This is a genomic window from Nocardiopsis listeri NBRC 13360 (assembly GCF_001570765.1).
In the GTDB taxonomy this organism is placed as follows: domain Bacteria; phylum Actinomycetota; class Actinomycetes; order Streptosporangiales; family Streptosporangiaceae; genus Nocardiopsis; species Nocardiopsis listeri.
This window is the reverse complement of the sequence record NZ_BCSH01000025.1, coordinates 87,214-101,526: the sequence shown is the minus strand read 5'-3', so window position 1 is coordinate 101,526 and position 14,313 is coordinate 87,214. Positions and strand designations below refer to the sequence as shown.

The window sequence follows — 14,313 nt, the reverse complement described above, 5'->3', positions numbered from 1 at the left end:
ACACACCCAAACGACGCCCAACAACCCCCAAGGAACCAGAGACCCCAAGCGCCCCACTGGCCACCACCACACCCACCCCCTGAAATTACCCACCTAGTGCCCTAAACGCCCCCATAACCTGCCCTTAGGGACAGCTGACACAGTCTTGGCCGACACAAACACCCGTCAAGACTGGCGCATGGGGCTACTCAGTAGTAACATTGACTTGTTACTAGTCGGTAGATCCGCGTGTACAGACACCGCGGCCAGGGACACAGCGGAGCTGTCCATGACGCATTACAAGAGCAACCTGCGCGACATCGAGTTCAACCTCTTCGAACTCTTCAAGCGCCAGGACATCCTGGGCCAGGGCCCCTTCGAGGAACTCGACGAAGAGACCGCACGCACCATCCTGGAAGAGGTCGACCGCCTCGCCACCGGTGTCATCGCGGAGTCGTTCGAGGACGCGGACCGCAACCCGCCCGTCTTCGACCCCAAGACCAACACCGTCGCCATCCCCGAGAGCCTGAAGAAGTCCTACCAGGCCTACATGGACGCCGGCTGGTACAACCTCGACCTTCCCCAGGAGCTCGGCGGCCTCGGCGCTCCCCGCTCCCTGGTGTGGTCCGCGGCCGAGCTCATCCTGGGCTCCAACCCCTCCGTGCACATGTACTCCGCGGGCCCCGGCTTCGCCGGCATCCTGCACTCCGAGGGCAACGAGGCGCAGAAGAAGTTCGCCCAGCAGGCCATCGAGAACGGCTGGGGCGCCACCATGGTGCTGACCGAGCCGGACGCCGGTTCCGACGTCGGCGCCGGCCGCACCAAGGCCACCGACCAGGGTGACGGCACCTGGCACATCGAGGGCGTCAAGCGCTTCATCACCTCGGCCGAGCACGACATGTCCGAGAACATCTTCCACCTGGTGCTGGCCCGCCCCGAGGGCGCCGGCCCCGGCACCAAGGGCCTCTCCCTCTACCTGGTGCCCAAGTTCCTGGTGAACGAGGACGGATCCCTGGGCGAGCGCAATGGCGCCTACGTGACCAACGTCGAGCACAAGATGGGTCTCAAGGCCTCCACCACCTGTGAGCTGACCTTCGGTGACAAGCACCCCGCCATCGGCTACCTCGTCGGTGACAAGCACGACGGCATCCGGCAGATGTTCCTCGTCATCGAGTACGCCCGCATGATGGTCGGGACGAAGGCGATCGCGACCCTGTCCACGGGTTACCTGAACGCCCTGGAGTACGCCAAGAACCGCGTGCAGGGCAACGACCTCGCCGGTGCGAAGAACTCCCCGAAGGTCACCATCACCCACCACCCGGACGTGCGTCGCAGCCTCATGACGCAGAAGGCGTACGTGGAGGCCATGCGTTCGCTGGTCATCTACACCGCCACCCAGCAGGACGCGATCCAGATCGCGCACGCCAAGGGCGAGGACGCCTCCGAGCTGGAGGCCATGAACGACCTCCTGCTTCCGATCGTCAAGGGTGTCGGCTCGGAGCGCTCCTACGCTCTGCTGGCCGAGTCCCTGCAGACCCTGGGCGGCTCCGGGTTCCTGCAGGAGTACCCGATCGAGCAGTACATCCGCGACGCCAAGATCGACACCCTCTACGAGGGCACCACCGCGATCCAGGCTCAGGACTTCTTCTTCCGCAAGATCGTGAAGAACGGTGGCCAGGCCATCGGCAAGCTGTCCGCCGAGATCAAGGCCTTCGCCGAGAGCGACGCCGGCAACGGTCAGCTCAAGGAGGAGCGCGCGCTCCTGCTCGGCGCCCTCGGCCAGGTCGAGAAGATCGTCGAGCTCATGGTCGGCCACGCGATGGGCTCCGCCGAGGACTCCCGCGAGCTGTACAAGGTCGGCCTGAACTCCGTCCGCCTGCTGTTCGCCTTCGGTGACGTCGTCCTGGGCTGGTTGCTGCTCCGCCAGGCCGAGATCGCGCTGAACAGCGTGGACGGCGCCGGCGACGAGGACAAGAACTTCTACACCGGGAAGATCGCCGCCGCGCGCTTCTTCTCCGAGCAGTTCCTGCCCCGCGTCGAGGCCGAGCTGAAGATCGCCCAGACCGTGAACCTGGGTCTCATGGACGTCCCCGAAGAGGCCTTCTAGGGACCGACGGGATATCGAACACCGCCGAGGGGCGGGGTGGTCACACGACCGCCCCGCCCCTCGGGCGTTCTCGCCCCCAAGAGCTCAGGGCTCCACGCATACGGAGGCGTGCACCCGGGTAGCCGGAGCCTCACCTGGACCGATGGACCGAGGAGCGACCATGGGACGACCGGATACCGAGGGTGTCGCGGCGGCGAGGGCATTCGACGACTACGACCGTGTGGCGCTGGTGACCGGCGCGGACAGCGGCATCGGAAGGGCGACCGCGATCCGGCTCGCCCAGGTGGGCTTCGACGTCGGCATCGCCTACCACTCGGACGAAGAGGGAATCCGTAAGACCGAATCGGAGATCAGGGAGTTCGGGCGCCGGGTGGCCGTACGCAGGCACGACCTCGCCGATCCCGAACGCGGCGCGGAGGCCGTCGCGGAGATGATCGACGAGCTCGGAGGCGTGGGAGTCCTGGTCAACAACGCGGCCACCAGATCCGACGAGCACCTGCTGGACATCGACTACTCACGGTGGCGTGAGGTGCTCGCCGTCGACTTGGACGCGCCGTTCGTATGCTCACAGGTCGCCGGTCGCCACATGCGCGACACCGGACGCGGGGGCCGCATCGTCAACATCACCAGCGTCCACGAGGAGTACCCGCGTGTGACGGCGGGCCCCTACTGCGCCGCCAAGGGTGGGCTGAGGCTCCTCACTCGCACCCTCGCCCTCGAACTGGGCCTTTACGGCGTCACCGTGAACGCGGTGGCCCCCGGCGAGATCGCCACCCCGATGACCGGGCAGCACGAGCAGCCACCGGAACTCGACTCTCGTGCCGGCTATCCCATCCCCCGCCCCGGTCACGCCTACGAGGTCGCCGGCGCGGTGGCGTTCCTCGCCCGACCGGAGTCCTCCTATGTCACCGGGGCCTCGATCTTCGTGGACGGCGGCCTGTCGCTGATGGGCCCCCAGGCGGGAGGGGACCTCCAGGACGCGACCTGGCGCGCGGGCTGACGCGCGGGCTGACGCGCGTCCCTATCTCCGGCGGCGGGCGCGGAGGATGAACACGGCGAGCACGCAGGTGGACAGGACCGTGGTGACGGCCATGGGCACGAAGGCCACCTGGTAGGAGGAGGGCTCTTCCGGGAGCGTCTGGAGGATCGCGCCCGCGGCGACGGTGCAGACGACGGCGGTGGTGAACCCGCTCATGTTGACCAGGCCCGAGGCGACTCCGGTACGACCGGCGGGGATACCGTCGCGGGCGAAGTCGAAGGAGATCGTGGGCGCCATGGTCTGGCCGAGCGCGCTCAAGGCCAGCACCGCCACGCCGAGGGGTGCGGGCGCACCGTCCGGCCACAGGACCAGCAGGAGCCACCCCAGGCTCAGGGTTCCGCCGAAGACCAGGGCGAAGTAGCCCCGGACACCCGGTCTGCGACCGACCAGGACCCCCGCGAGGGGCGCGAGCGGGAGTGCACCGGCGGCCAGACCGGTGAGGGTGAGTGCGGCTGCGCCCTCGGAGAGCCCCAGCCCGTTCACGAGGAACGGGTAGCCCCACAGCACCATCATCATCGTGAACGGCGCCATGACGGCCGCGTGGTGCGCCATGCCGATCCGGGGCCCGTCGGCGCGCAGCGCCTCCTTCAGGGCCGCCCAGGCGGAGATGGGGTCGGCGACGGTGGAACGCCCGGCCGCCCCGGCGGGGCGGTCGCGGACCATCAGCAGCATCAGGAGCGCCATGAACACGGTGAGCCCGGCGGTGGCGAGGAAGGCCGCCACCCAGCCGATCCCGCCCAGTGCCCAGGCCAGCGGGGCGGCGCTGGCCACCTGGCCGGTGCCGCCGACCACACCGGTCAGACCGCTCACCAGCGCGTAGCGCGCGCGGGGGAACCACAGCGCGGCGAGCCTGATGACGTTGAGGAAGACGAGTGCGTCACCCAGACCGATGAGGAAGCGACCGACGACCGCCATCTCGATCCCCGGGGCGAGCGCGAACATGCAGGATCCGACGGCCATCGCCGCCATGCCCATGACCAGCGTGTACCGGGGACCGAGCCGGTCGGCGAGTAATCCGGCGGGCACCTGCAGGATCACGTACACGAGCAGCTGCAGCATGGGCAGCAGGGAGAGCAGCGCGGGCCCGACGTCGAACCGGCTCTGTGCCTCCAGGGCGGCCACACCGAGTCCGTTGCGGTGCAGCATGGCGAGGAAGTAGCCGCCCACGGCCACGCCCCACACCAACCAGGCGCGGGCACCGCCCCGTGGTTCGGCCTGGGCGCCACCGTTCACTGTTGTCCTGTCACCGGATGTCTCGGACCGAGTCTGGGTCACTTCGCCGCTTCTCTCCTTGTTTCCTGCCGTTTTCCAGTGTCCTCCACACCGGCGAACACCCCCTGCACCGGGGTGACCGGCCGCGCAAAACGAACGGGAATGCCTTGTGGTGCGGCGGGTTCGGAAAGGGCAAAGCACCGCCGCCGACAGACAAAACCTGCCCCACCTGCACAAAGTCACTGTAGGCGACAGTTTCGCGGCTCAACGTGGCGAAAACGGGTGACTCTGACGACAGTCGAATCGGGACCAGAGTCCTTTCATCTCGGTTCAGTAACTCGAACCTGTGTTCTAATAACCCCTCCCGAACTGCATGTTTCGTGAATCACCAGGTCGATATAGACTTGTTAAGTGTTACATGCGTCACACTTGCAGGCCTCGACTCTCAGGGGGCCGTTGCTGCTAGCATCCGGAGCGCGAAGAATAACTGCGAGGTAACGGCAGAGTTCACACCGCACCAACTTCGCTCGAGGAAGCCATCCGGTGGCCCCTCGACACCGCGGCGACGTGGCCGCAACAAGCACACACGGTCAGCACCCGCGGTTCCTCGACACACACTGGAGACGACCTTGAGTCACTGGCGCCTGAACAACCCCCGGGCCTCCCGGGCGAAGTCGGTACTCGCCAGCCGGGTCAAGCACAAGCCTCGCCACGCCTTCTGCGCCCAGCGGGCGATCACGGCGCTCTTGAACGAACTCTCCGCCGTGGCCACCCGCCCCCTCTACTGGTCCGGTAGCTCCGAGATGGCCGTCGCCTCCGTCATGCGCGACGTGAACGTCTGGTGCCGCGACGGCCGCTTCTTCTGGAACGACCTCTTCCAGGGCGGCACCATGTCGCATCCCGCGAACGACCCCACCGGCGCCGCGGCCCTGCTCAACCCGTTCGCCCAGATCCCCGAGCCGGCGCGTTACCACACCCACCGCAGCCCGGTGGCAGCCGCCTGACGCGCTCCCGTTAGCCTTCTGCCCCATGAGCAGACCCCTGGACACCGACACCGTCGTGGTCGGCCTGGGCGCGATGGGATCCCAGACCCTGTGGCGACTGGCCCGCGAAGGCGTCGACGTGATCGGTGTCGAACAGTTCTCCCCCGGACACGACCGGGGTTCCAGCCACGGCGAGTCCCGCATCATCCGGACCGCCTATCTGGAGGGCGCGGAGTACGTCCCCTTCGTGCGCGCCGCGTGGCGTGCCTGGGACGAACTCCAGCAGGCCGCGCGGGCACGCCTGGTCGTCCGCTCCGGTGCCCTGATGCTCGGCCACCCCGGTTCGGCGGCCATCGCCGGATCCACCCTGGCCGCCGAGAAGCACGGCCTGGCCCACGAACACCTCTCCGCGCCGGCCCTGGCCGAACGCCACCCCCGCCACCTCACGCGCCCCGACGAGGTCGGCGTGTTCGAGGAGAGCGCCGGGGTGGTCCTGCCCGAACCCGCGATCCTCGCCGCCGTCCGGCTGGCCCGTCAGGCCGGAGCGCGGGTGCTCACGCGACGGGCCGTCACCCGCATCGAACCCGACCCCGACCGCCCGCGCGTGTGGGTCGGTGACACCGAGATCCGTGCCCGTCGCGTGGTCGTGACCGCGGGTGCCTGGCTGACGCGATTGCTTCCCGGCCTCGGTGACCTGGGCGGTGGCATCCGGATCGAGCGGCGCGTGCTCGGCTGGTTCCCCATCACCGATCCGTTGCCCAGCACGGCGGGCCCCGAGCCGGTCTTCGCGCGCGACGAACCCGACGGCACCCTCTGGTTCGGGTTCCCCAGCATGGACGACGGTCGCACCCTCAAGATCGGGATCCACGCCGAGTCCGAGACGGTGCGCGAGGCCGCCGGTCGACGCCCGGGCTCCCAGTGGGGCGAACCGGTGGACCCGGACGTCGGTCCCCGTCCACCGGACGAGGACGACGCACGCCGTCTGGGCGACCTCGCCGCGGGACTGCGCGGGGTGGGTCCACTGCCCGAACACATGGTGGCCTGCATGTACACGATGACGCCCGACGAGCACTTCCTCATCGGACGTCGGGACGAGCTGCCGGGGTTGGTCCTGGCCGGTGGTTTCTCCGGCCACGGGTTCAAGTTCGCCTCCGCCGTGGGCGTGGCCCTCGCCGACCTGGCCCGCACCGGCCACACGGACCTGCCGATCGGTATGTTCGATCCGCACCGCTGGGACATCGACGGGCGTCGTCCTCGCTGACCCCTCGACGGCCCCACCAGGCGGGACTCCGGGCCGGATGAGGACAACACCCTGGGTGCTTTGTCGCCAAGACGCTACATTGGCCCAGTACACGCCCTCTTCGTGAACCTTCCGGAAACGCCGCCGCCTCGCGTGCAGTAAGGATCCCCGCAGTCATGCGCCCCCTCACCGCCGACGATCCCCCCGCCATCGGTCCGCATCGACTCCTGGCCCGGCTGGGCGCCGGCGGGATGGGCGAGGTGTATCTCGCACGTACCCCCGACGGCCACCTGTGCGCCCTGAAGGTGGTCAAGGAGGACTTGGCCCACGACAGCGAGTTCCGGGCACGGTTCGCCCGTGAGGTGCGCACGGCGCAACGCGTGCGGGGCCCCTTCACCCCGGCGGTCGTGGACGCCGACCCCGAGGCCCCCAAGCCGTGGATGGCCACCGAGTACGTGCCCGGCCCCACCCTCAAGGAGGCCGTTCGGGAGGTCGGGCACTTCCCCGCCGAATCCCTGTTGGTGCTCACCCTGGGGTTGGCCCGGGCGTTGGCGACCATCCACACCGCCGGGCTGATGCACCGCGACCTCAAACCCGGCAACATCCTGCTGTCCCCTCGGGGTCCACAGGTCATCGACTTCGGAATCGCCCGCGCCGTCGAGGGGACCGTCCTCACCAGGACCGGACAGACCTTCGGCACCCCCTCGTACACGTCTCCGGAACAGATCACCGGTAAGAACGTCACTTCGCGCGCCGACGTGTTCTCGTTGGGCGGCGCGGTGATCTTCGCCGCCTGTGGGACGCCGCCCTTCGGTGTGGGCAGCCCGGTCAACGCCCTCGCCAAGGTGCTGAAGGCGGAACCGAACCTGGAGGTCCTCCCGGAGGGACCGCTGCGGGACCTGATCGCCCGGTGCATGGCCAAGGAGCCCGAGCAACGCCCCGACACCGCCTCCATCCTGCGTGAGCTGTCCGGGCTACCGTTGCCGTCGGCCGCGCACGGTTGGCTCCCCGCCCAGGTGAACCGGCAGATCGACGCCAAGGCGGGTGAGACGGAACAGGCCAGGGCCGCCGAGCGCACCACCGCACCCGTGGGGAACGACCCGGGTCAGGGCGGTGGAACCTCGTGGTGGCGTCGCCGGTCCGTGGTGATCGCGGCGACGGCGGTCACCGCCTTGGTCCTGCTCGGTGGCGGGGCGTTGGCGTGGACCGCGCTTCCTCCCGGTTCCGAGGACGGACCGGACCCGACGGCGGGCGCCTCCGAGGAACCCGGCGGTGAGAGCGGTGAGGGATCCGGCGGTGAGGGAGATGGGAGCGCGGAGGAGAGCGACCACTTCAGCGGGTTCATGTACACCCTCACCTTCTCCGAGGACGGCGAACACCTGCACGTCTTCGGTTCGGGCACCCTCAGCACGTGGGACTGGCGTGAGGGCGAGCTGATCGACGAGTACCCGACCGCCCTCGGAGCCGACTTCACCGACAGCGGCTACGTCGCGACCGCCGTCAACGAGTACGTCCGGGTCTGGGAGGGAGGCAGCGACAACCGGATCACGGTCCTGGGCCAGGACGAGGAGTTCGGCATGTTCGACATGGCCGCCCTCACCGAGGACGCCTCCACCCTGGCGTCGGAGGCCTCCGACGACGGCACCGAGGACGGAGACCCGATCCTGCACACGTGGGACGTGGAGAGCGAGGAGGTCGTCTCCACCGTCCCCCTCGACGGCTACCTGCACGCCTTGGACTACACCCCGGACGGATCGATGCTGGTGGGAGCGAGCTACAACCTGAATGGTGAGGACACGGCCTTCACGATCGTGTGGGACACCGAGAGCGGCGAGGAACTCCACCGGTTCGAAGGCGAGGAGATCTCCGACTTCGCGCTGTCCGCGGACGGGAGCACCCTGGTGGTCCTGATGGACTACGCCGAGGTCCTGTCGGTCGACCTGACGGACGGTTCCACCCGGGAAATGGACATGTCGGGCCTCGACGAGGACAACGTGTACGAGGTCGCGCTGTCCGCGGACGGTTCCATCGTCTACGGCGGGACGAGTTGGCCGACCGCGGACACCCCCGTCTGGGACGCGGCCACCGGTGAGGTCACGCCGGTCGATGGGCTACGTCTCTCGGAGGTCATCGGGGTCAGCGCCGACGGCGAGCACATCGCCACCACCGTGACCGAAGGCGGTCACTCCACCGTCCGCGTCCTGGACACGACCGACCACGAAGTCGTCGCCGAGTTCTCCTGAGCATCCCCGGAAGGCCACCATGCAGCAACCCGCCCCACACGACCCTCGCGAGGTAGGTCCCTACCGTGTCATCGCTCTCCTGGGCTCCGGTGGCATGGGGCGCGTGTACCTCGGGATGGACTCCGACGGCAGGCCCGCGGCGGTCAAGGTCGTACGCGCCGAATACGCCTACGACCCCGGGTTCCGTGAACGGTTCGCCCGGGAGTTGGAACTCGCCCGGCGGGTCCACGGCAACTACACGCCCCGAGTGCTGGCCGCCGACACCTCCGGGCAGACCCCCTGGCTGGCCACCGAGTACGTGATGGGTCCTTCCCTGCAGGACCTGGTGTCCGGCACCGGACCGCTCCCCGAACAGTCGGTACGTTTCATGGCCCGCGGCATCGCCCAGGCCCTGGAACGCGTCCACGCGACCGGGTTGGTCCACCGCGACCTCAAGCCCGGAAACGTGATGGTGGCGGCCGAGGGCCCCCAGGTGATCGACTTCGGCATCGCCCACGCGATGGGGGACTCTCCCGAGGCCGGCGAGGAGGGAAGGCGCTTCGCGGGCACCCCCGCGTTCATGGCGCCGGAGTCCGTCGACTCCGAACACGGCCCGGGACCGGCCGCCGACGTCTTCGCGCTCGGCGGGGTCATGGTCTACGCGCTCACCGGCCAGGGGCCGTTCGGCGATGGCCACCCGTCAACGGTCCTGTACCGCATCGCCAACCTCGACCCCGACCTCGCTCGGGTCCCACCTTCCCTGCGCGGCGTCATAGCGGCCTGTCTGGAGAAGGACCCGACCTCACGGCCCAACGCCGCACAGGTGCTGCACGCCCTCGGTGGTCCGGTGGCCCCCGCTTCGGCCTCCGCCGCATGGTCGCCTCCGAACACCGCCGCCCGAATCGACGAGGTCGCGCACGAGTACCACTCCACGGTGACCGCCCAAGGCGTCCCCGGGGCCAAGGGCGGCCTGGGCGGGCGCCTGCTCATCGCCGGCGCCGCCACCGTGGCCCTGGCGATGGTCGCCGGGCTCGGGGTGTGGACCGAGGGGCAGGCCGGCCTGATCGGCGGTTCCCCCGAGCCCGAGGAGCAGGGGGTGGCCCAGCGAGATACGTGCGACGCCACCGAGCACCTCGCACCCGAGTTCACCGGGGCTGCCAAGGAGGAACCCACCGCGCCCAACGACGACGAAGGCGTCTTCTACACGGAGTTCTCCGGCGACGGCGAGGTCCTGGCGGTCGCCGGCACCGGCGGCGTGGCCCTGTGGAGCTGGCGGGAAGGCACGGAGGTCGCGCGGATCGAGACGCCGATCCCCATGCTGTACGGGCATCCGAGCTTCAGCCCGAACGACTGCCTGCTGGCCTACGCCTCCGACGACGGCGCGCACGTGTACGACCTGGAGAGCGGCGAGCACACGGTCCACGCGGAGGGGTTCGACATCGGCTCCATCGCCTTCACCGACGACGGCGAGAGCCTGGTGGTCGGTGCCGGTGGCGGGACCGACTCGGCGGTGATGATCTACGACCTGGAGACCCGGGAGCTGACCGACACGCTCTCCGGTCCCTACAGCGTGCGCTCGATCGACGTCTCCCCCGACGGCGCCCACGTGGTCGGTCAGGACTACTCGGAGCAGCTGTACCTGTGGGAGGTGGAGAGCGGTGAGGTCATCGGACAGAGCACCGACAGTCCGCTCTTGGGCCCCCATGGCGTCTCCATGGTGGACGACTCCACCATCCTGCATCCCATCTCCAACGGCGCCCACCGGATGAACATCGACGTTCCCTCCGACACCACCGACTTCGTCGACGAGGACATGGACGCGGAGGAGTTCGAGGTCCACGACGTGCGGTACAGCGTGGCGGCGGACCGCGTCTACGTCACCTACGTGCCCAAGGACTACGAGTTCGAGGACGCGTACATGAAGGTGTGGGAGTACTCCACGGGGCAGGACCTGACCGCCGACGAGAACGAGGGGTACATGCACGAGATCGCCGTGCATCCGGAGGGCGAGGTCATCTCGGGCGTTCCCGGGCACGGCAGCGGCATGTGGTTCGTCGACGCGGTCGAACTGCGTCTGGTCGAACAGATGTGACCCCTGGTCCGCTCCCGTCTCGACCCCGACCCCGGTAAGGCCCATGCTCCCTCTCCACCCGCACGACCCGCCCGCCATCGGCCCCTACCGGCTGCGCGCCCGCCTCGGTGAGAACGCCTACGCACGCGTCTACCTGGGGGTGTGCGACGACGGTTCGTCGGTGGCGGTGAAGGTCGTCCGTCCGGAACACGCCACCGACCCGACCTTCCGCGGCGCCTTCGCCCGCCGGGTGGAGGGGGCCCGAGGGCTGCCCGGGGCGCACATGTGCGCGGTTCGGGAGGCCGACCTGCGCGGCGCGGTCCCCTGGGTCGCCGTCTCCCGTCCGCTCGGGCCCACCCTGGCCGAACTCGTGCACGCGCACGGCCCGCTCCCGGTGGACGCGGTGCGCCCCTTGGCGTTGGCCACGGCCCAGGCGTTGGCCGACCTGCACGGCGCCGGTCTGGCGCACGGTTCGCTGTGGCCGGACGGCGTCCTCATGAAGTCTCACGGGGCGGCGTTGGCCGACCCCGGGTTGGAGTGGGCGGTCTCCGACACCGAACGGCGGGCACCACATCCGGCGTTCGCCGCGCCGGAGGGCGGAGCGGGCCCGGCCACCGACGTGTTCTCGTGGGCGGCGACGCTCTGTTACGCGGCCTCCGGTGTGGAGGGCCCCGACGGCCTGGCCGACGTGCCGTTGCAACTGCGCGGCCTGGTGGACGCCTGCCTCAAGCGGGACCCGAGACTGCGTCCCAGCTCCTCCGACCTGGTGAGCATGCTCGGTGGGCCCACCTCCCCGCATCCGTGGTCCCCGTCGGTGCGCGCGGCGATCGACGCGGTCGCCGCACGCCAGGGTGAGGTCTTGGCCACCGACCCCGCGAGAGGACAGGCGACTCCGCCGGAGACGGGACGTAGGGAGCGGGGCCGTCTTCTCTCCCTGGGCGCCGGGGCACTGGTCCTGGTCGTACTCGCCGCCGGGGGCGCGATGTTCGCCTACGACCGGCTGTTCGGTGAACCGGCGGACGTGCCGGCCCAAGAGGACACGGCGGAACCACTGATCAGCGAGGGTCGGTGCCTGGACGCCACCGGCTTCCCACCTCCGGAGGAGCCTCCCGCTCCGGACACCAACGTCTTCGACCTCACGTTCTCCGGTGACGGCGACGTCCTGGGCGTGGCTTCCTCTGCGGGGCTCATGGTCTGGGACTGGCGGGAGGGCAGGGAGATCGCCCGCCCCATCACCTCGGGTTCGGGCTCGCTCTCGGAGGCGGAGTTCTCACCGGTGGGCTGCACACTGGTCGCCGTGACGCCCGTCGAGTACGAGAGCCGCGAATACCCCGTGGAACTCGCGCACACCTACGACCTGCTCTCCGGTGAGACCGTCCGGCACCTGGGCCCCCAGGAGGGCCCGGACGACCAGGAGCGCTGGTTGGCCAGCCCGGTCGACGTGCGAGGCTTCGCGTTCTCCCCCGACGGCACCCGACTGGCCGTCACCCTGGACAGAGGACGCGGAGACGGCCCGGGCACCCACACCGTCGACACCGCCACCGGCGAGCCCGGTGAGCCCATCGCCGAGGGGTTCCAGTACGAGACCCGGTTCATGGACGAGGACCACGTCGTCACCAACGACTCCGGCACGGTCCGTGTCTGGGACGCCGACACGGGCGAGGAGGTCGGCACGGTGGAGGGGACCTCGGACAGTTCACTGGCGGTACGGCCGGGAACCACCCAGGTCGCCTACGCCGACGACCCCGAGATCCACGTCGAGGACTACGTGGACGGGACCGAGGTCGCCTCGTTCACCCGCGAGGAGTACGAGAACGACGACGAACCCTTCCTCACCCAACTCCTGTTCGACCCCGCCGGTGAGCGGCTGTACGCGACGTGGATGGCAAGTACGGGTACGGATGCTCTGGAATACCACCCGTACGTCTGGGACCTGGAGACAGGCGAAAACCTGCTGGAAGCGGCCGATCAGGCGGCCTCCTATCGAAGCGTCGCGATCCACCCCGACGGCGAGGTCATCGCGGCCCGGACCACCAACGGCACGCCCCCTATCCTGCTGGACCCGGACACCTTCGAACAGGTCGACGCCCTCTACTGAGGTCATGGAGAAACCAGGTCAGCACACCGAAGCGAGGGTCTCCTCTGCCACGAGAACTCTACGGCGAGCGAGCTCTTCCGCTCCCGGCTCGCTGCCCCTGGCCAGGCTCACCGGAGCCCGATCACCTTGACGCCCTCGCCCTGGGAGTCGCTCAGGTCGACCAACACCACCGCTCCAGGCACCGCCTCGAACTGCCCCTTCGGCTGCCTCCCCTGGAAGTAACCCGCCACCTCGACCGGTTCCAGCAGGTCGATCCGGTACGGCTCACCTCCATCCCACGGTGTGACACTGACCGGTGTCTCCGGGTCCTTCGGTTCGAGCTTGACCACCGCGTCCTCCAGAGCCAGCACGTAACTACCGGCCGACCCCGTGGGCACCGCCTGTCCACCGGTGGTCAGGGACCGGCCGTCGAACCGGCGCAGTTCGTAACCGACGGTGCTCTCGCCGGGGGCTCGCCGTGACACCAGGAACCCGTCCTCGACCGTGCGGGCCAGATACCAATCCAATCCGTCGACCCCCGATTCATCACCCACGACCTCACCCGTGACCGGATCGAATACGCGCAGCTCGCTGAACTCCTCGTCCTGATACATGGGCCCTCGGTCGTGGTAAACGGGTAGCAACCCACCCATCCCACGCAAGGAACGCGACTCCGGAGTCAGAAACTCAGCGTCCTCACCTTCGAGGTGCCACAACACCTCTCCATTGACGACGTCCAGGGAGATCAGCTCGGCCTGACCCGAATCGCACCCCGCTTTCACGACCACCGCATCGGAGAACACCACCGGACGGTCCGCCGTGTTCACGTGCGAACCCTCACAAGAGAAAAGGTCATCCGTCCGCCACAGTTCAGAACCGTCCTCAGTCGAGAGCATCGCTCCGAAGAGCAGGTCGCTACCCTCCAGGTGGAAGACACCCCCGTCCCCGGCGACACCCACGTTGAAGGGCCCGGGCTTCTCGACGTCAGCGGCGATCGTCTCCTCGAAGTCACCGACGATCTCCCCACTGACCCCGTCCAGGACCACCCGGCGCCACGCGACCTTCGCGACATGCTCATCCTCGGTGTCCTCAAACCCCTCGTCCGGGACCTCCTTCGGGTACATCACGTGAACTCGCTCGCCGGTCGAGGACACGTCCGTCAACACACGGACGTCCTCGTCCTCCACGGTGAAACTCCACCGCTCCTCACCCGTCACACCATCCAGGGCCACCGCACCCTGGGATGTACGAACGAGCACACCACGCGGAAGCGCGGACACCTCCATATCCCCCGGATATCCCTCAGCGGTCCACTCCCACGCCACCTCCGAAACCGACCCCGGCACACCGGCATCCGACCACTCACCCCCTAACTTCTGGTGA

General features: G+C 69.0%; 9 protein-coding genes. 7 read left to right on the top strand and 2 right to left on the bottom strand.

Annotation, left to right across the window (positions count from 1 at the left end):
• Window positions 1–268: 268 nt before the first annotated feature.
• Together NLI01S_RS09350 and NLI01S_RS09345 are read left to right on the top strand one after the other, a co-directional pair.
• The gene (locus tag NLI01S_RS09350) at window positions 269–2,086 is read left to right on the top strand and encodes an acyl-CoA dehydrogenase (protein ID WP_067602368.1); all 1,818 of its coding nucleotides are present in this window, start codon (window positions 269–271) and stop codon (window positions 2,084–2,086) included.
• Between the two features lie 160 nt (window positions 2,087–2,246).
• Window positions 2,247–3,086, top strand: a complete 840-nt coding sequence (locus tag NLI01S_RS09345; protein WP_067602366.1) for an SDR family oxidoreductase — start codon at window positions 2,247–2,249, stop codon at window positions 3,084–3,086.
• A 21-nt stretch (window positions 3,087–3,107) separates the two neighbouring features.
• On the opposite strand, the gene NLI01S_RS09340 is transcribed toward NLI01S_RS09345, so the two are convergent.
• Window positions 3,108–4,358 (bottom strand): MFS transporter, encoded by a 1,251-nt coding sequence (locus NLI01S_RS09340; protein WP_263363279.1) that lies wholly within the window; start codon window positions 4,356–4,358, stop codon window positions 3,108–3,110.
• A gap of 608 nt (window positions 4,359–4,966) precedes the next feature.
• On the opposite strand from NLI01S_RS09340, the gene NLI01S_RS09335 reads away from it, so the two are divergent.
• From NLI01S_RS09335 to NLI01S_RS09315, 5 genes are all read left to right on the top strand, one after another.
• On the top strand, window positions 4,967–5,341 hold the full coding sequence (locus NLI01S_RS09335; protein ID WP_067602360.1) for a hypothetical protein: 375 nt from the start codon (window positions 4,967–4,969) through the stop codon (window positions 5,339–5,341).
• Window positions 5,342–5,366: 25 nt separating this feature from the next.
• Window positions 5,367–6,581 (top strand): N-methyl-L-tryptophan oxidase, encoded by a 1,215-nt coding sequence (gene solA / locus NLI01S_RS09330; RefSeq protein ID WP_067602357.1) that lies wholly within the window; start codon window positions 5,367–5,369, stop codon window positions 6,579–6,581.
• 155 nt (window positions 6,582–6,736) lie between these two features.
• The gene (locus NLI01S_RS09325) at window positions 6,737–8,803 is read left to right on the top strand and encodes a WD40 repeat domain-containing serine/threonine protein kinase (RefSeq protein ID WP_067602354.1); all 2,067 of its coding nucleotides are present in this window, start codon (window positions 6,737–6,739) and stop codon (window positions 8,801–8,803) included.
• A gap of 19 nt (window positions 8,804–8,822) precedes the next feature.
• Entirely contained in the window at window positions 8,823–10,874 is a 2,052-nt protein-coding gene (locus NLI01S_RS09320) for a serine/threonine-protein kinase (RefSeq protein ID WP_067602351.1), read from the top strand.
• Between the two features lie 43 nt (window positions 10,875–10,917).
• Window positions 10,918–12,951 carry a tyrosine protein kinase gene (locus tag NLI01S_RS09315; protein WP_067602348.1) on the top strand — a complete coding sequence of 678 codons (2,034 nt, stop codon included), beginning with the start codon at window positions 10,918–10,920 and terminating at the stop codon, window positions 12,949–12,951.
• Between the two features lie 107 nt (window positions 12,952–13,058).
• Here NLI01S_RS09315 and NLI01S_RS09310 read toward each other — a convergent pair whose 3' ends face one another.
• Complete coding sequence (locus NLI01S_RS09310; RefSeq protein WP_223809176.1) at window positions 13,059–14,216, bottom strand: outer membrane protein assembly factor BamB family protein; 1,158 nt, start codon at window positions 14,214–14,216, stop codon at window positions 13,059–13,061.
• Window positions 14,217–14,313: the final 97 nt, after the last annotated feature.

Excerpts from the sequence above, each read along its gene's own strand:
- NLI01S_RS09315 (WP_067602348.1), top strand. The coding sequence starts at position 10,918 with ATGCTCCCTCTCCACCCGCACGACCCGCCCGCCATCGGCCCCTACCGG.
- NLI01S_RS09345 (WP_067602366.1), top strand. The coding sequence starts at position 2,247 with ATGGGACGACCGGATACCGAGGGTGTCGCGGCGGCGAGGGCATTCGAC.
- solA (WP_067602357.1), top strand. The coding sequence starts at position 5,367 with ATGAGCAGACCCCTGGACACCGACACCGTCGTGGTCGGCCTGGGCGCG.
- NLI01S_RS09325 (WP_067602354.1), top strand. The coding sequence starts at position 6,737 with ATGCGCCCCCTCACCGCCGACGATCCCCCCGCCATCGGTCCGCATCGA.
- NLI01S_RS09310 (WP_223809176.1), bottom strand. The coding sequence starts at position 14,216 with ATGGAGGTGTCCGCGCTTCCGCGTGGTGTGCTCGTTCGTACATCCCAG.
- NLI01S_RS09350 (WP_067602368.1), top strand. The coding sequence starts at position 269 with ATGACGCATTACAAGAGCAACCTGCGCGACATCGAGTTCAACCTCTTC.
- NLI01S_RS09320 (WP_067602351.1), top strand. The coding sequence starts at position 8,823 with ATGCAGCAACCCGCCCCACACGACCCTCGCGAGGTAGGTCCCTACCGT.